The sequence below is a fragment of the Paenibacillus sp. ALJ109b genome (assembly GCF_010747435.1).
Taxonomy (GTDB): domain Bacteria; phylum Bacillota; class Bacilli; order Paenibacillales; family Paenibacillaceae; genus Paenibacillus; species Paenibacillus taichungensis.
Window position 1 is genome coordinate 25,779 of the sequence record NZ_JAAIFP010000028.1, and the last position, 16,724, is coordinate 42,502.

Annotated in this window: 17 protein-coding genes and 1 pseudogene; 2 read left to right on the top strand and 16 right to left on the bottom strand. The window is 48.3% G+C overall.

The annotated features are described in order from the left end of the window. Positions 1-43 precede the first annotated feature (43 nt). The 5 genes from G3352_RS24225 to G3352_RS24245 all read right to left on the bottom strand — a co-directional run bounded on the left by G3352_RS24225 (position 44) and on the right by G3352_RS24245 (position 3,767). Entirely contained in the window at positions 44-1,216 is a 1,173-nt protein-coding gene (locus G3352_RS24225; RefSeq protein WP_163760797.1) for a Gfo/Idh/MocA family protein, read from the bottom strand. Further along, positions 1,213-2,127, bottom strand: coding sequence for a sugar phosphate isomerase/epimerase family protein (locus G3352_RS24230; protein ID WP_163760799.1), 915 nt, complete (start codon positions 2,125-2,127; stop codon positions 1,213-1,215). Before G3352_RS24230 ends, G3352_RS24225 begins: the two co-directional genes overlap by 4 nt. A gap of 231 nt (positions 2,128-2,358) precedes the next feature. Further along, entirely contained in the window at positions 2,359-2,856 is a 498-nt protein-coding gene (locus G3352_RS24235) for a metallophosphoesterase family protein (RefSeq protein ID WP_163760801.1), read from the bottom strand. A 36-nt stretch (positions 2,857-2,892) separates the two neighbouring features. Beyond that, on the bottom strand, positions 2,893-3,327 hold the full coding sequence (locus tag G3352_RS24240; protein WP_113052552.1) for an Rrf2 family transcriptional regulator: 435 nt from the start codon (positions 3,325-3,327) through the stop codon (positions 2,893-2,895). Between the two features lie 62 nt (positions 3,328-3,389). Beyond that, positions 3,390-3,767, bottom strand: a complete 378-nt coding sequence (locus G3352_RS24245; protein ID WP_024630343.1) for a DivIVA domain-containing protein — start codon at positions 3,765-3,767, stop codon at positions 3,390-3,392. 205 nt (positions 3,768-3,972) lie between these two features. On the opposite strand from G3352_RS24245, the gene G3352_RS24250 reads away from it, so the two are divergent. Then, a complete protein-coding gene (locus G3352_RS24250; protein WP_076289586.1) occupies positions 3,973-4,539 on the top strand; it encodes a TraR/DksA C4-type zinc finger protein in 567 nt (188 codons plus the stop codon). Between the two features lie 159 nt (positions 4,540-4,698). Here G3352_RS24250 and G3352_RS24255 read toward each other — a convergent pair whose 3' ends face one another. The 7 genes from G3352_RS24255 to G3352_RS24290 form a co-directional block, all read right to left on the bottom strand. After that, positions 4,699-5,421 (bottom strand): ArsR/SmtB family transcription factor, encoded by a 723-nt coding sequence (locus G3352_RS24255; protein ID WP_240343204.1) that lies wholly within the window; start codon positions 5,419-5,421, stop codon positions 4,699-4,701. Between the two features lie 71 nt (positions 5,422-5,492). Further along, the gene (locus G3352_RS24260) at positions 5,493-6,779 is read right to left on the bottom strand and encodes an MFS transporter (protein WP_163760803.1); all 1,287 of its coding nucleotides are present in this window, start codon (positions 6,777-6,779) and stop codon (positions 5,493-5,495) included. Positions 6,780-6,966: 187 nt separating this feature from the next. After that, positions 6,967-7,242 carry a barstar family protein gene (locus tag G3352_RS24265; RefSeq protein ID WP_163760805.1) on the bottom strand — a complete coding sequence of 92 codons (276 nt, stop codon included), beginning with the start codon at positions 7,240-7,242 and terminating at the stop codon, positions 6,967-6,969. 17 nt (positions 7,243-7,259) lie between these two features. Further along, positions 7,260-7,700, bottom strand: coding sequence for a ribonuclease (locus G3352_RS24270; RefSeq protein WP_163760806.1), 441 nt, complete (start codon positions 7,698-7,700; stop codon positions 7,260-7,262). A gap of 291 nt (positions 7,701-7,991) precedes the next feature. Beyond that, positions 7,992-8,993, bottom strand: coding sequence for a Gfo/Idh/MocA family protein (locus G3352_RS24275; RefSeq protein ID WP_163760808.1), 1,002 nt, complete (start codon positions 8,991-8,993; stop codon positions 7,992-7,994). Between the two features lie 2 nt (positions 8,994-8,995). Continuing rightward, positions 8,996-9,370, bottom strand: a complete 375-nt coding sequence (locus tag G3352_RS24280) for a replication termination protein (protein WP_063563231.1) — start codon at positions 9,368-9,370, stop codon at positions 8,996-8,998. A gap of 322 nt (positions 9,371-9,692) precedes the next feature. Next, complete coding sequence (locus tag G3352_RS24290; protein WP_163760813.1) at positions 9,693-10,838, bottom strand: acyltransferase; 1,146 nt, start codon at positions 10,836-10,838, stop codon at positions 9,693-9,695. A gap of 61 nt (positions 10,839-10,899) precedes the next feature. On the opposite strand from G3352_RS24290, the gene G3352_RS24295 reads away from it, so the two are divergent. Further along, positions 10,900-11,310: a YidH family protein gene (locus G3352_RS24295; protein WP_163760815.1), complete on the top strand. Its 411-nt coding sequence runs from the start codon at positions 10,900-10,902 to the stop codon at positions 11,308-11,310. A 530-nt stretch (positions 11,311-11,840) separates the two neighbouring features. Here G3352_RS24295 and G3352_RS31750 read toward each other — a convergent pair. The 4 genes and pseudogenes from G3352_RS31750 to G3352_RS24315 all read right to left on the bottom strand — a co-directional run. Further along, positions 11,841-12,050, bottom strand: a pseudogene (locus tag G3352_RS31750) (general stress protein); the annotation flags it as partial. A 133-nt stretch (positions 12,051-12,183) separates the two neighbouring features. Then, on the bottom strand, positions 12,184-14,700 hold the full coding sequence (gene hrpB, locus G3352_RS24305; RefSeq protein WP_163760817.1) for an ATP-dependent helicase HrpB: 2,517 nt from the start codon (positions 14,698-14,700) through the stop codon (positions 12,184-12,186). Positions 14,701-14,878: 178 nt separating this feature from the next. Next, positions 14,879-15,685, bottom strand: a complete 807-nt coding sequence (locus G3352_RS24310; RefSeq protein WP_163760819.1) for an SDR family oxidoreductase — start codon at positions 15,683-15,685, stop codon at positions 14,879-14,881. Positions 15,686-15,875: 190 nt separating this feature from the next. Next, the gene (locus G3352_RS24315) at positions 15,876-16,718 is read right to left on the bottom strand and encodes a protein phosphatase 2C domain-containing protein (protein ID WP_163760821.1); all 843 of its coding nucleotides are present in this window, start codon (positions 16,716-16,718) and stop codon (positions 15,876-15,878) included. Between the last annotated feature and the right edge of the window lie 6 nt (positions 16,719-16,724).

The following is a 16,724-nucleotide window of genomic DNA, read 5'->3' on the forward strand; positions in this document are numbered from 1 at the left end:
ATCCTGTACACGCCTTGAGTTCAGCTTGGTGTATAAGTTCCACTTACTTAAACGTCTGTGACAGATCAGCAGGCTGACTGCCACTCCCTGCCTTGTCTTTCTTTGTATTTGAACTGGCAATCCTCTGCTGCAAATGTTCATAGAACAAATCCTCATCGATCGGAAGATCCACCCAGTTATCCGTCCAGGTTGACAACAGCATGGCATTGGACAAAGTCAAACCATGGATACCCTCTTCACCGGGAGCAATAAGCGGAGTCCCGTTTAGGATGGCATCGATCCAGTTGCGAATCAGGCCAGGATGTCCGGTTTCCACACCGGTAATCGGCACCTCGCATTTCCAACATTCCGGCTGACCAAATCCTCCGGTAAATCTCTGATTGAATTCAGGCTCGGGTTCACGAAGACGCCAGAAGGTCAACTGACCATCTTCAATGACAATTTTGCCTCGATCCCCATTAACCTCGAATCGGTTGGTGCCTGGTGCTTCACCCGTTGTGGTCACGAATACACCTGTTGCTCCATTTTCATACTCGACATATGCCGTTACATCATCTTCCACTTCAATGTTCCGGTATTTGCCGAATGAACAGAAGGCACGCATACGCACCGGCATCATGCCGATGGTCCATTGCCACAAGTCCAGTTGATGAGGGTCCTGGTTGATCAGGACACCGCCCCCTTCACCAGCCCACGTTGCCCGCCAACCGCCTGAATCATAATAGCTCTGAGAGCGATACCAGTTCGTAATAATCCAGTTGGTACGCCGTACCTCACCCAGTTCTCCCGAGGCAATCAGATCTTTTAGTTTGATATATAAAGGGTTAGTTCGCTGGTTATACATCATGGAAAACACTTTGCCGCTGGCAGCAGCCGCTTCATTCATCTTGCGTACCTGTTTGGTGTATACTCCGGCAGGTTTCTCGATCATGACATGCAGGCCATACTGAAAAGCCTGAATGGCCTTTTCGGGATGGTCATAATGCGGAGTTGCTATAATTACCGCATCAATCGTCCCTGATGATATCATCTGCTCCGCATCCTGCCAATAGGTGACTGAAGCCGGAAGGTTGCTGGATACCCAGCTCTCCATTTCTTGTCTCACATCACACACAGCCACCAGTTCTGCACCAGGTACTTCTCCTGCTACCAACGTTCTGGCATGGGCTGCACCCATATTCCCAATTCCAATGACGGCTACTCGAACCAAACTCATACCTGTACCTCCTCGTCCACACGACGTTCAATTTCTGTAAAAACATCTGCAAAATGCTGTAACATCGCCTTCGATTCCAAGACTCCGCTAAAATCCTCAATCCCGTAATATCCATCATATCCAACGGATTTGAGGTCACGGAATACTTGCAACCAGTTCACCACGCCTTCGGTCAATGGGGCCCACTGACAATGCCAGTTTGATGTTAGCGAAATTTCTGTATTTTGTTCATTCTCACTGGAATTCGAATTCATGTTTGATGCATCTTTGAACCAAGCCGCATTCTTCACATGCACATGTGCCAGATAAGGTCCCAGTAATTCCAGTCCCATACGATGGTTCTCATATCCTTCATGGACCATGTTACCTGGATCGTACAATACTCCTACATGCTGTGAATCCAGCGAATGCACGAGCCGATAAGCTAGTGATGCAGTGGGAGCAATCGTTTGATGATGGGTCTCTACTACAGCTTTTACCTTATACTGTTGGGCCATCTCTTGAACCTCATTCAGATAATGCACAGCTTGTTTGTATAATTCAGGATAACTGGTTTTGCGATCATAGCCGGGAACCCCAACACGCATCATGGATGCTCCTAAGGCTTGTGCAGTTTGAAATGCCTGCTCTGTAGCAAGCAGATCCCCACAGCTCAGATAAGGCACCAATGCAATCGAATGTCTGTTATGCTTTTTTGTCGCTTCACGAAATGCAGGTACCTGTTCCTCCCACTGGTCTGGATCTATCGAGCAACGATTATGTCTCCAATAAGAAGGTTCTTCGGACAAAGCATCCGCCGGAATTCCGCGATATCTCCATTCGATCCCTTCAATGCCGGCTGCGGCTGCAGCAGAAGCCAATTCTTCTGCCGTCAAGTCCGGTGTGGCAACAGTGAATACAGACAATTTCATCAACATTCATCTCCTTATGTAAACGTATTCAATTTATAGTTGTAAACGCATTGTATCATTCATGCGAATGCCTCCATAGGGGTCAGCGAGAAGAGATGAATGACAGATAAACAGCAGACCATATTCCCCATTCAGAGATAACTTGCAAGCTCCCTTTTGAATGCATACATAGCAAAAAGCACCCCGAATAACAGAAGAGCCTTCTGATTCGAGATGCCTGATTTTCAACTTTTATTTTACATCATAAAAAACATGTTCCGCCTGCAATTCCCCTAAATGTGTAGTCATGATACCAAAAGAATATTGGGGCTGAAAGCGCCGATCCGTCGGAGAGCCCGGATTAAATATCAGCACATTATTGACCGTATGCATCACTGGAATGTGCGAATGTCCAAAAATCACAGCATCCACCTGCTGTCCTGCAAAAGTGTGGATCGCATTCTGCTCTGTAGACTTCGATCCCAGATGACCATGTACAAGACCAAGACGCAAACCGTCCGCTTCAACGATGCGGGAGAACCCGAGTTTTTGACCTATTTCAGGCGGGTCCGTATTACCGGCAACACCTTCAACGGGTGCATAAGCGCTGAGCAGCTTGTGTACACTCCAGTCCGACCAATCCCCCGCATGGAGAATCAGATCAGCATCTGATAGCGCCTCAACCAAGGGATCGGGTAATTTACGTGCTCTTCGAGGTAAATGAGTGTCCGAGATGACAATAATTTTCATAGTACAGCACACCTTCCCTTTCCCTTACATTACGCTTTATTCGGCATGTGATGGAAGAACTTCAAGCTGGGAACAGGAACGCTCCATATCTTCAAGGGTAATGGATGCGAAGAATTGTTCCACCTTTGCTTCGGCAACCTGATACAGATTGGTCAAAAGGCTATCAATACGAAGGCCAACATCACAATTCGGATTACAGTTACCGTGAATCGGAAACAATGGGCCTTCATCCTTGGCAGCCTGATAGATCATGGCTAATGTGATTTCGCTTGACGGCTTGGCGAGGTAAAATCCTCTCGTTCCTGGTGAGGAGTCCACAAGTCCTGCCTTTTTCAACCCGCCCAGAATACGTCTGACCACGACAGGGTTGGTATTCACACTACCTGCAATCAGTGCCGAAGTGATTCGTTCAGGCGCGCTGAAAGACAACAACAACAAACAATGCACACTGACCGAAAAATGAGTACTCATGATTAACCACCTTTTATTTGAGCATTATAATGCTGATTTTATATCATCCCAGATGTGTAGACTTACTCGGAGAACAGATCCTGTTCAGGGCGTGCCCGAATTTTTAATTGCCGAACGCTGTACTCCAATTGTTTCACAATATCATCCAGTTGTTTGCGATCAATCTTCGTTGGATCTTCCACTGGCTTCGCCGATGACTTCAGATCCCGAATCGTTAACTGCTGTTCTTGCCACTTGTCCATCAGATCCGCTATATTGGCATAGAAACGTTCGTAATCTTTAATAACCAAATCAAGATAGGCATCCACCTCATCCGGATCATAACCACGAAGTTTATAATTGAATTGTTTTTCATGAATCGATAAAGCGTCGAGCTGCACGCCCAATTGCTTGAACAATTGTCTTTGTTTGTCCAATCTTCGTTTCATATGCTCATCCATATTGACAACCCTCCATTATCAAACGCGCCGCGGTAAGCACAAGAAGATCTTCGATACCGCCGCATTTTCTCTCTATATTTTTTATAACACATTATCCGTCAGATATAAAATCGAACAACCCTCTTTACACACAAAACTGATTGCTTCTTATGAAATTCGGGTAAGGACTGACTACAACCCCATTGCGGGAAAGGAGCATGTCCTTATGAGTACATTAACCAAAGATCAACTTCAAGAGCTGAAAAACGCTCTTTTGGAACAACGTGAAAACCTACAGCGCCATTTTGAATCCAGCATGGAAGACGGTGCTCCTGCCGAGTCCCTGAAAGATTCAACTGGTGAGCTGTCATCATACGATAATCACCCGGCAGATGCCGGTACGGAGACGTTTGAGCGAAGTCGTGACCTGGCGATAGATGATACGTTAACCGACGAGTTCAACCAGGTGAATGAAGCGTTGGAACGAATCGAACAAGGAACCTATGGCTCTTGTGTGACCTGTGGTAAGGATATTCCCTTTGAACGACTCGAAGCGATTCCTTACACAGCCTACTGTATCGATGATACGCCTAACCGCGAGTTAAGCAACGAACGGCCTGTTGAGGAGGAAGTCATGACGATGCCGCCAAGCGGTGCCGGTGAAGTAAGACAGCGCAATGCTGGCAAGTTCGATAACGCTGACGCCTGGGAAGCCGTCGAGGAATATGGCACATCGAACTCCCCCGCAACTGCAGCCAAACGTGACGTGAAAGATTATGATGAAAACATGTAGTTTATGAACGAATTAAGATCGTTTACGCTTAAATAGGTACATGTCTTTCATCATGCCAAATTACGCATGAAAAAGCCGCCAATGGCGGCTTTTTTTCTTGGTCCAGCATATCATCTTGACACAGACGGAACTTCAATAAAGCCGATGAATATGCTTTGGTTACTCTTCCGCCTGAACACCAGACGAGGATTCCTTCTGCTTTTTAGCAGGTCTTGACGTTTTGGCAGCGGGCTTGCCCTTATCGGGTGAAGCCTTCTTTTTCAATTTCCCAGCATTTTCCGAAGCAGGCTTATTCACCGTATCTTTGGATAGGGAACTGAATAAATGAAAGACCTCTTGGTCCGCATCATGCCTGTCTTTCGTTAAATAGGGTTCACACATCTTCGTAATGTTGTTGTACAACTGCTCTACTTCTTCCCGGCTAGCATACAACGTCATATCTGAGATGAACATACGGTCCCCGTTTTCCGCCTGATTCATAAATCTCCGACGGCTCTGCTCAAACATTTCATTTAACAATTTGAAGGTTTCGGAACGAAATACCTCCTTCAAAGGTGAGTTCTCTTCATCTTCGTTACGGAGCTGGATTTCTCCCTTGAAGGGCTCATAATATTTAGCGATAATTCCATTAATTTCACGAGTGGATACGATGGTGAGCAGACCGATTTTCTCCAGTTTTTTCACATGATAATGTACCTTGGCTGGCACTTCGCCCATCTGGTCTGCGATCTCTTTAACCGTAGAGGGTCTGCCCTGTTTATTAAACATATTCATGATCTGTATCCGATACGGATCGGAGTAGACCTTAATTTCTTCAATCGTTGAAAGTACTTTGCGCTGCATACCTGTATCCTCATTTCCGGGGTACCTGTTGCCCATCATGTGTATATTATACCGTCCGAACAGGGTTTCGGTCAAAACAGGCTGAAGATAACAGGCTTCAAGAAGCCTTTTTATAGAACGGTGCGGAAAGTCTTGCTCAGAAGTACCAAAGCGGCTGACATGGCAAGCAAAACACCAAACACGATAAACAGAATCGGTAATGCCACCCAATCGGCAAGAGCTCCTGAAACCAAGCTACCTAATGGAGCAACACTCACGACGAGCATAGTTTGAAGGGCATACACTCTGCCAAGCATCTCGGAAGGTGTAACTTCCATCAGATAGGATGCAAGGGGTGTTGTAGCGAGTGGAATCCCCATACCCATCATCAGACAAAAGACAGCAGCAACAGGCAGCTGGTAAGACGTCATGTAAGCCGGGAGTGCGGTCATGGCATAACTGAGCCCCAACATAACAATGCCTACAATGACCAGCACACTTTTACGGTAATTCGATCCTCTGTGAGAAAGCCACAAGCCACTCAGTACCATGCCTCCGACAATCAGTCCACTGAGTAGACTTAATCCTCCCGCACCGGCGTGCAACGTTTCAATGACATATGGCGTGCGAAGAACATTGAATGGCATCAGACAAAAGTTAACAAAGGCAAACAGAATGGAGACGATCAGTAACAACACATGTTTACGCATAAAATGAAATGCTTCTGTCATTTCAGAGAATATACTTTTTCTTGCTGGAGGAGAATCAGATGAACCAAATGACGTATTATCATTGTTAGATGATGTTGAAGTTTTCGGGTACCCCACACGGCTCATCAGGAGTGCACTTAAGGCAAACAATCCCGCATCGATCAATATCGTCCACGTGATCCCTGCCGTTGCAATTAACGTTCCCGCCACTGCAAGTCCTGCGAGTTCTGCAACCCGGGTTGCAGATGAGGCCATGGCATTACCAGAAAGCAGCATTGATTTGGGAAGTAATCGGGGTACAGTGGATACCTCTGCGGGTGACGCGAAACATTCCAGAAGGGAATTCAAAATGGTGATGACGAACAGATGCCAGACTTGCAGCTCACCCAGACCAAACAAAAGTGCTGTAATGCCAACAAATAATCCTCGACCAGTATTCGTGAGCACAATCACCTTTTTGGGCGACATGCGATCAACCAGTGCGCCGACAAACAGCCCCAGAAAGATACTCGGCAAAAAATTAACAGCCAGTAGTGTTCCCATCAGCAGCTTTGAACCTGTAAGAATGTACACCATCCAGCTATAAGCAATAGAATCAATCGAATCGCCGAATCTGGATACAACCTTGCTCACCATAAACTGCACATACGGTTTAATCCGAATTAATTCCCCGATCCCTTGTTTGTGTGCGACTGTACCTTCGCTCATGATTACTCCGCCTCTCAACGTGAAAATATTTTTAATGTTAATTTTATTTTAACGTATGATATACGAAAATCAACCCTTTCGTGAAAATATTTTTAACGTTGTGTATATCCCTATAAAACAAAAGAACAGACCGAAGGGTCTGTTCTCTTTGCACCAATATTTGCTGTTATGATTTATAGTTAATGTACTAGTCCTCAGTCTTGAATTGAAATCCAATACTCTCTTCATCCGCCTCCAGCATCAACTGGTACACCTTCTCTGCCTCACTACCCAGCCGTTCCTTGCTGACCTGGTAGTTCGTCCAGGTTAATTCAAGCGGCAGCTCAATCATGCCTGTAAGGCAGTCCCACAAGGCGTCCAGATTTGCACCGTAAAAGTCTGGCAGTTCAAGCTTTTGCTTCAATAGCTCATGCAGCTCTGTCGTGCTGTAAAAGTCCTCACCGTTAAGTACTACCCTCTTCATGTCTGTCCTGTCCTTCCTTATTTCAAGCGAGTAAAGGATGCATAGTGGTCAGTCGTTTTGTAAATCAAGCCATCATTGGAGTATAGGATGCGGTCAGAATTACGGAAACCGGAAGTGTAGTTGATATCCGCTTCACGCCAAGTACGGCCACTCGCTGCTGGAAGCAAGCCTTCCCGGTTGCTAAACACGTCTCCACCGATACTTTTGCCCGGAGCAACCGTAGCGAGGTTGCCTTGGGAAGATACCCAGCCCAGTGCTGTTGCCTGTGCTTTGGTAATGTAGTTGCATGGCAGTTTCCCGTTGGCGCTGAGATAGTTGGCCACACCAGTAAACGTGTTGATAATGGTACACGTTGCAGCTGAAGCCTTCTGCTGTCCAACCGGAGCGATCTGTGAACCCGTGAAGAAAACAATCGTTAACATAACCGCGAGCAGAGCCGTAGACAAAAACTTTTTCATAAATCCAGCCTCCCAATGACTTAAAATGGATGAACGTTGCCACTATGTAAGTAGTATGAGATATAAATTCTGCCTGGATGTACGTTCTGCTAGATTATAGTGAACAAGCCATCTATTTACTATTTATATCACATCATTTTGGAGGAAATATCAAATTAAACTGCTATTTTTGTAAAAATATATAAATATAACATTTAAATATAACAAAAGACTCACATCCCGGCGGATGGAGTCTACCATTTCGATCATTCTTATCATCTATCATGCTATCATATTAGCTCTTGCTTTAATCTATAATTGCACCCGTTGACGGGTTCTTGCCGATTCCAGACATGCATCAATAACACGCATATTCTGAATGGTATTTTGCGGACTAAACGGTAACGCTTTTCCTTCAAGCACTGCGGCTGCAAAGGTCTCCACCTGCAAAACATAGGAGTTCGATACCGATACACGTTCCTCACGGCTGACGGAATCGGTGTGCACGATAATCTGTGGTGGAATATCACTATTCTCCCAACCGAACACCTTGGGCAGTTCAATCCGTCCATCGGTACCAAGAATTTCCATCTCAGCTCGTCCAGAAGCCCACATACCGCAGTCAAACGTTAACGCTACTGAATTGGGAAACTCCACAAGTCCTGAAGCCATCATATCAACGCCATCATGCTCTTCCGAAAATAGAGCGTGTACCGTTACAGCTTCCGGCTCCTGCCCAAGATACATGCGGGCTGCCGAGATAGGATATACGCCAAGATCAAATAATGATCCTCCGCCCATCTCCCTTTTGAACCTTACATTATCTTTATCGTCAGCGGTATTACAAGTGAAATTGCCGTGGAGGGCTCTGACCTTACCAATCTCCCCACTGGCTATAATCTCTTGCACACGTCTATGCTTGGGATGATATCGATACATAATGGCTTCTGCAAACAATACGCCGTGCTGTTGACATACCTCAATCATTTCCGCCGCTTCATCCGAATTCAGAGCAGCCGGTTTCTCACACAATACATGTTTTCCAGCCTGAGCAGCCTTAATTGTCCACTCTTTGTGCATGTGGTTCGGCAGAGGGATATACACAGCTTCAATATCCGGGTCCGCAATGAGTTCATCATAGCTGCCATACGCTCTGGCAATGTCGAGTTCATTCGCAAGAGCTTCCGCCTTCTCCTTGCTGCGGCTGGCTATCGCCAAGACTTCACCACGTTCGGATTGTTGAATTGCCGGAATGACTGCATTTTTCGCGATTGTGGATGTACCAAGTACACCCCACTGTAAGTGTCTATCCATGCTTATCTTCCTTTCACTCCGTAATTGTCCTCTTCTGCCTTGTGTAACATGCCGAGACAACGATCGAGATCGGCTTTGACCTGTTTTTTATATAATTCGGCTTTCTCCGCACCATCATCCGTGAAGTGATATAAAACGATTTCCTGAAAATCGACTTTGGGATCACTGCCCTTCAGCTTCTTCGTACGATAAAAGACACCCTGTTGAACCAATTCATGCAGCGCCCGGTATATCTCGCTCTGGGGTGGTACATAACCGTAGGCCTTGAATTCCTGCTTCATTGCCTCCAGCATCTCATAACCGTATCCCCTGTGCTGTTCGACCATCGTAATCAGATACAGCTTAATAAATGCCCGTTGCGCAATCATAAAAGCCACGTTCATTCCCCTCCTGTCAGCTCTATATATCTAGTATTATAAAACTTATGTTCCCCTTCTGCCATCTTTATCCGTCTTCCTCCCTTTAATCCATGGGCGTTAGAAGGCAAGAAGGAAAAATGATGGATAGGCAGGAACACAAGGAAGAGCGAGAATTCGGGTTTTCTATTATGAATTTTTCATGTAATGAAATTTTAAAAATTATTTCAAAAAGGGTTCGTCATGGTATTGGCGTCATTTTTTTTCAGGTTGTTGCTTACATTTTCATTGGCCGTCAACTCACTGTTGTTCTGAATTTTTCATATAATGATGTATTCACCTGTTAATCAGGTTTGGACTTTGGTACGGTTCCCACAATCCACTTGCCCCAGCTTGCGCGAGAGATGAGCCATGTAAGAACACAGGATAACGTGAGCGCCAGCAGCCAGGTGATGATCATGCGCACTACGGGGTTTAAACCCAATGCCACATAAAACTGTTCATCCGGAATGTAGCTGTAACGCAACATCAGCATGTGTATCAGGTAGCCCCCGTATGAAACCCCGCCAATCCATGCCAGCAATCGTGTTACTTTGATATTGTGGAGCTTGCCAGCCAGTTGGTACATCACCATGATGGAAGCAATGAGGAATAAGATCATATCTGGCCGGATGAGACTGACAGTATAGAACGTAATCTGTATACCCTCCGGCTTCTGGAACTCCTGCATTAACTTATATATAAACCGAAGACCCAGCACAATAAACACGGTCCAATATCCCCAGCGCAAACGTTGAATCCACTCATTCCAGCGTTGAACCGATAGCCCGGCTGCCGCACCAAGCACAAAATAAAAAAAGAAATACAGGAAATTTCGATCCGCATAGGTTGTAAAGGCATCGGTCAGCACCGGGACATTCAACCATTCCATGAACCTGGCGATATTTCGCAATTGATCCGCGAGCACAAGGTACACCACACCGGAAATCAGAAGAGCTATTGTGCGCCCCTTCGCCTCATATCGGTTATAGACATAACGGATTGCTCGCAAAAACAGGGGAAACAACAGATAAAACTGAATAAGCATAATAATGTACCAAAAATGCGAGGTCGTTTTACCCGTGATTAATTTTAAACCAAGGTCAGGGATATCCTGCCAACCAAATCCGTTCCAGCCGCGAGGCGCGAGTGTGAAGTAGATCAGTGACCAGATCATATAGGGGACGATGACATCGGTTAAACGCTTTTGCATGAAACGTCCATAATGCAACTTGTCTCCTGTATTATAGAAAAGCACCATGCCTGTGATGAAAATAAACAGGGGTACTGCAAATTTGGATAGCATCAGCAGGATGGCGAGCAATACGCCGTCTTCCAGTCCCGCTTCTGGGACCACGGAATAATGAGCTATGGAGTGCTGAAGGACGACTGCCGCAAAAGCAATTCCCCTCAGACTCTCAATTTCTGTAATTCGTTCTTTACGAGGCAAAATAGACAGCCTCCTTTCTTGGTTTTGCCATGAAAACGACGTACAATGAAGCCATATATTGATGAACGGGGTGATTCACATCTCAGATACATACCAAAGCATAACTACCATTGACTCAAAATATGTACAACAGCATTTGGCTAACGAGCGGACCTTTTTGGCCTGGGTTCGTACCGGCATTGCCATGGTTGGCATTGGCTTTCTCGCAGCCGGCTTCGGCTTCAGTTCAACGGCCTATGATCGGATGGCCCATATCGCAGCAATCATCATTGGTATTACTTCCTTGGTCAGCGGCATTCTAATCATCCTGTGCTCTGCCTCTGCTTACCACCGAAAACGCAATCAGATTAATTCACAGACATTCCAGGCATCCACGAAATTGATTCGGTTCCTGACGCTGATGCTACTGGTGATCGGACTGGCCCTGGCCGTATTACTGTATGTATTGTTATTCCCTGCCTGGCAGGTTTAACACCTGAACCTTGCTACAGCAGGAAGTTAAAACAGGGACAAAAGCCGGCTTCCTCTAAAGGAAACCGGCTGATGACCACCTGGTGGCTCACTTATGTCATTCCAGTTGAAGATTCCTGTCTTTACTGAACCGATTTATTATAGAAAAGTATTGTTGCCAAGTCGAGCGGCCTTATCCCGAGCTTCCAATCTTTGATTTTCCATATCGAGATCCGTGCGCTCAACCGTAACATCATCCCGATTGACATCGATTCTGTCCCGGTTCACATAACTGTTACTGCTAAACACGTCATAAACATCCGTGTCCCGATCCGTAGAGTCCACGAGTAGCAGGATTTTACCACTTTGCACGTATTCCTCATACTGTCTTGCATCCTCTTCCGGAATGCCGAGACCCACGAGTCCACCTACAAGTCCGCCTGCTCCTGCACCTACAGCTGCACCCGTAAAGGCTGCGGCAATAGGACCTGCCGCCAGAATAGGACCTATGCCCGGAATCGCCAATGCGCCAATGCCAGCGAGCAATCCAGCTACTCCACCTAGCACCCCGCCTGTTGCCGCACCTGCAGCTACACCTTCGGGTGCTTTTGTACCCGTCTCTTCGCGAATAGCTTTCAGTTCATCCCGATCCTGTGTAACTACCGAGATTTCATCTGAAGTGAATCCTTGCGCTTTCAGTCCCTCGATTGCGGATGATGCCTCACGTTCTGTATTAAACACACCTACGATTTTCTTTTGCATAGTGAATCCCTCCTCATCTAATTGAGTGGTTCGCTATGTTATTACCCGCCTTGTTTTCTTTCAAACCCTTCCACCGCAATATCAGAGCGCGTTCAGCTCAACTTTTAGACCAAGGTTGGCAAACACATTCTAGCTAAATTCGTGGTTTAGCCCGGTTAGTCGCTATCGCTTCGAGCGGATCATCAGGCCAATAATGTTTGGGATAACGGCCTTTCAAGTCTTTCTTGACCTCAAAATAAGTTTCCCGCCAAAAGTTCGCCAAATCTCGTGTGACCTGGACAGGCCGCTGCGCCGGGGAAAGCAAATGTATGGTCAGTGGTACTCGGCCACCGCCAATACGCGGGGTCTCCTGCTGTCCAAACATCTCCTGCAGTCTCACCGCGAGCGTAGGATCTTCAGGTCGGCTATAATCCACAGGAATGCGCGAACCACTAGGCACCTGAATATGTGTAGGAGCTTCACGATCCAATTGCTGTCGCTGTTCCCAGCTCAGTCCGCCGAGTAGCACATCCTGCATCGACAATCTCTTGAGATCCGCAGCAGATCGCATACCTGTTAGAAAAGGGCTGAGATGCTCTGCCAGTTCTTCGGTCAGATGATCTTCGATGAGATCAGGCCATTCCGGCAAATGATGATGTAAAAAGCGCATCCTATCCGCCAGCTGTCGCGATGATTTTGTCCAGGGCAGGCAATCCAGACCTTCGATACGTATTCCTGAGAGTAATGCTTCGAGCACCTGATCTTCGGGTGGCTGTGCAATACTGCTCTCTTTCAACGTAATGGCTCCAATTTGCACCCTTCTATGTGCACGCACACTGCGAGTGTTTCGGTCCCAGGCCACCTGAACCTCTTCATGCAGCAGATGTGGACCAAAGTCCAGCAATCTCTTCTCCTGCACTGGCGCAGCCAGCAGGATACGCGCATCCGCGCCCTGGTCGTCGGCTTCGGCTGCGACCAGATAGGCTGAACGGCTCAGCGATTCTGTCGCTGCGAGCCGTACCCCTCGGCCGCTGCTCAGCAGATAGCGGCCGTCCTCCCGGCGTTGCCCGATCCGGTCCGGATAAGCGAAGGACAGCAGCCATCCGCAGCTGTCCTCATCCGGCCGTACCGGATCGGCCGCCGGGCCGAGCGCCAAGCGCAGCTGGCAGCTCTCCTGGAGCATGCGCCGCACGGCAGCACCGTCTGCGACAGACGCTGCCGCTTGCGGCATGCCGCTGCTGTCCGCAGTCAGCAGCGCTTCCACGCGCGGGCGCAGATCGGTGCCCGCGCCTGCACTGCCACTGCTGCGGAGGCCGGCAGGCTCCTGCAGCAGTGCCGCCAGCATGCTGGCGTAGCTGGCCAGCCCAAGCTCCGCCGCGCGGAGCAGCATGCTGGCCAGTCGCGGATGCACGCCAAGCGTGTTCATCCGCCGCCCGAAGGGCGTGATGCGGCCTGCCTCGTCCAGGCCGCCCAGCTGGCGCAGCAGCGCCTGTGCCTGGCCGTAGGCTGCGGCAGGCGGGGTGTCCAGCCACTGCAGCTCTGCAGGGGACTGGACACCCCAGGCGGCAAGCTCCAGCGCCAGCGGCGCAAGGTCCGCGGAGGCAATCTCCGGCTTTGCTGCATCAGGCAGCACGCCATGTGCCTCTTCGCTCCATAGCCGGTAACACACGCCCGGGGCAATTCGCCCCGCGCGCCCCCGCCGCTGATCGGCTGACGCCTTGGACACCGGCAGGGTGACGAGCCGACTCATGCCGGTCCGCGGCGAGAATACGGACGCACGGCTCAGTCCTGCATCCACCACGACTTTAACTCCAGCCAAGGTAAGACTGGATTCGGCAATGGACGTGGACAGCACAACCTTCCGTTTACCTTTATCAGCGGGTCGCACAGCTTCATCCTGCCGTTCTACAGGCATGCTGCCATATAGAGCATGTACCTCAACATGAGCAGGAATCATACGGTTGGACAGCTCTCGCTCTGTGCGATGGATTTCTTTTGCACCCGGTAGGAAAACCAGCACATCCCCTTCCTGTTCTGCCAGTGCCTTAACGACGGCCTGAGCTGTAAAAGTCTCGATCTGCTCGGATGCCGGTTTGGATACATATCGGGTTTCCACCGGGAACGTGCGCCCAGGACAGTCAATCCATATGGTTCCCTCACCAAGCAGCGCACAGACAGGAGCTGGGTCCAGCGTTGCCGACATCACCAGCAGTTTCAGATCAGGACGCAGCATGGCCCGGGATTCAAGCGCAAGCGCCAAACCAAGGTCACCATGTAGATGCCGCTCATGAAATTCATCAAAGATAATCATCGCCGTGTCTTCCAGTCCCTGGTCCTGTTGAAGCATCCGGGTCAATACACCCTCCGTCACCACTTCAATGCGAGTGGACTGACTTACACGAGTATCCATCCGAACCCGATACCCTACGGTCAGTCCCACCTTTTCACCTAGTGAAGCCGCCATTCGTGCAGCTGCCGAGCGAGCAGCGAGTCTGCGGGGCTCCAGCATAATGATTTTCCGTCCAGCAACCCATGGCTCCTCCAGCAGTGCCAGCGGTACTACGGTCGTTTTACCCGCACCTGGCTCCGCAATTAACACACCCGTATCCTTCTCCTGAAATAACTGCCTTAGCTCAGGAATAATCTGTTGTATCGGTAAATCCGTCTTCATCTCATCTCTCCTAATTAATGTTCCACGTGTCTATGCGAATGTTAGCATTATAACAAAAAAAGCCGTTCCAGAGGAACGACTTCATAGATACATCCATTTCAACATTTTACATACTTCCATTTAACTTGCTCACGACGCTGATTGAAAGTCGCTCTATGGATGGATACAAAATGCTCATTTAGCTCAGCAGAGATTCTGCACCGTCAATGACAATTTCCGCACCTGTAATGTGTCTGGACTCCGCAGAAGCCAGGAAAGCTACCAAATCAGCGACATGCTCTGGCTGACCCGGTCCGTCCGCAAGCGGTTGCTGGCCTTCCGGGAATTCCATCGGAATGACGATTTGATCCAACTCATCCGTTTTGACCGTACTTTGGTCAATATTCGTTGCAATGGCTCCAGGACAGATGACATTGACACGAATCTTGAACTTCGCCAATTCCAGCGCAGCCATCTTAGCAAAAGCAACCTGCCCCGCCTTAGATGTACTGTACGCCGACATGCCGAAGCTAGAGAAGCGCTGATTACCATTAATGGAGCTCGTGATAATGATACTGCCGCCACCACGTTTCTTCATATGAGGCAGTGCATACTTGATCGTAAAAAAAGTCCCGTTCAGATTCGTCGTAATAATCTGCTGCCAATCCTCAACCTGAATTTCTTCAATCGGTGCCGATACACCATTAATACCAGCGTTGGCAAAAACGATATCCAGACCGCCGAATAATTCGATGGTCTCCAGAACTGCTTTTTCCACCCGGGCAGGATCGGAAATATCTACATCGAATGCTCTTGCCGCACCTTCACGCAGCTTATTAATTTCGGCTTCCGTCTCCGAAATCCGATCATTAACCAGATCGAGCAGTGCAACACGTGCTCCCTCACTCGCCAGTTTGAGTGCTGCCGCTTTGCCAATCCCCGAACCAGCACCTGTAATAATGGCGACTTTGCCTTCGAATCTTGGTTTGCCGTTATGTTGTGTCATTATCCATTCCACTCCTTCTCGCTCAGTAATTATGTAAGAATGTACGTTCATGCAATATCTGTAAGTAGATTCTTCACAAGATTACCCAAAAAGAGTGTCTTTTAAATCAATACGGACAAGTTTTTTTCGCAGTTGAGGCTCACCATTTTTAGCATCATGATCAGATCATCACGTAATGCTTCACCCGACCTTACCATTCCAGCTCAATGAAAGCGGCATCATCCTCAAGCCCACCTGTATGTCTGGCATCGAGGAGTACCTGGATGTGCTCATCCGGTATATAAGCATGAATAGCATCCAGGTCATTCAGGCCATCCGTGTACAGTTGAAGACGAACTAATTCATTGGCAGACAGTTTAGCCTCATAGATATGCGGTTTGCCACCAACCGGACCCTCGAGTGTAGACCAACGTTCATTCGTACGGCAGTTCACCTGAAATGCTGCCGATTGCTCCTGACCGTTACGCCAAAGACGGATACGGGAGTCCCCCTGCCAGGCTAGCCACACCTTGCTTTTTCGATTGCCCGCAGAGAGCTCGATGCGTCCACACACATACATGGCTTGACTTCCCTTGCTCCGCTTCTCCATCAGCACTTCCCGCAGCAGTACAGGCGAATTTTCCAGAGGCTGCAACTTCTCCAGCTGTTCGGATGCCGGACTGGTCAAATCATGAAGCAGACGCTCCATAACATCCAAAGAAGGATGCTGAGTCGTTTCCAGCCATTCCAGCAAGGCGTTCCCCAGAAAGCGTGCGGCAAAATCCCCAAGGTAACTCATGCCTACCCCATCACATAATACGAAAGTACATACATTACCATTCATGCGAACAGCAGCAAAATCCTGTCCGGTGTCTCCCTGATTAACGGTCTCCGCCGCTCTTCCATAACCGTACCTGCACTTGAATGTACCTTGATAACGGGTCAACGGCTGTTCCCCCGTCTGGACACTCACATACCGGAAGTTGCCCTGATAGTGGTCCGCACGGCTCCCCTTATCTCCAGCAGACAATGTTGCCAAACGCATCGATCTCATGATTCC

What these genes read in the sequence shown, in the direction of transcription:
- G3352_RS24250 (WP_076289586.1), top strand. Translation starts at nt 3,973, where the DNA reads ATGAGTACATTAACCAAAGATCAACTTCAAGAGCTGAAAAACGCTCTT.
- G3352_RS24310 (WP_163760819.1), bottom strand. Translation starts at nt 15,685, where the DNA reads ATGACACAACATAACGGCAAACCAAGATTCGAAGGCAAAGTCGCCATT.
- hrpB (WP_163760817.1), bottom strand. Translation starts at nt 14,700, where the DNA reads ATGAAGACGGATTTACCGATACAACAGATTATTCCTGAGCTAAGGCAG.
- G3352_RS24270 (WP_163760806.1), bottom strand. Translation starts at nt 7,700, where the DNA reads ATGAAAAAGTTTTTGTCTACGGCTCTGCTCGCGGTTATGTTAACGATT.
- G3352_RS24230 (WP_163760799.1), bottom strand. Translation starts at nt 2,127, where the DNA reads ATGAAATTGTCTGTATTCACTGTTGCCACACCGGACTTGACGGCAGAA.
- G3352_RS24255 (WP_240343204.1), bottom strand. Translation starts at nt 5,421, where the DNA reads ATGATGGGCAACAGGTACCCCGGAAATGAGGATACAGGTATGCAGCGC.
- G3352_RS24275 (WP_163760808.1), bottom strand. Translation starts at nt 8,993, where the DNA reads ATGGATAGACACTTACAGTGGGGTGTACTTGGTACATCCACAATCGCG.
- G3352_RS24225 (WP_163760797.1), bottom strand. Translation starts at nt 1,216, where the DNA reads ATGAGTTTGGTTCGAGTAGCCGTCATTGGAATTGGGAATATGGGTGCA.
- G3352_RS24235 (WP_163760801.1), bottom strand. Translation starts at nt 2,856, where the DNA reads ATGAAAATTATTGTCATCTCGGACACTCATTTACCTCGAAGAGCACGT.
- G3352_RS24295 (WP_163760815.1), top strand. Translation starts at nt 10,900, where the DNA reads ATGAACGGGGTGATTCACATCTCAGATACATACCAAAGCATAACTACC.
- G3352_RS24245 (WP_024630343.1), bottom strand. Translation starts at nt 3,767, where the DNA reads ATGGATGAGCATATGAAACGAAGATTGGACAAACAAAGACAATTGTTC.
- G3352_RS24265 (WP_163760805.1), bottom strand. Translation starts at nt 7,242, where the DNA reads ATGAAGAGGGTAGTACTTAACGGTGAGGACTTTTACAGCACGACAGAG.
- G3352_RS24260 (WP_163760803.1), bottom strand. Translation starts at nt 6,779, where the DNA reads ATGAGCGAAGGTACAGTCGCACACAAACAAGGGATCGGGGAATTAATT.
- G3352_RS24315 (WP_163760821.1), bottom strand. Translation starts at nt 16,718, where the DNA reads ATGAGATCGATGCGTTTGGCAACATTGTCTGCTGGAGATAAGGGGAGC.
- G3352_RS24240 (WP_113052552.1), bottom strand. Translation starts at nt 3,327, where the DNA reads ATGAGTACTCATTTTTCGGTCAGTGTGCATTGTTTGTTGTTGTTGTCT.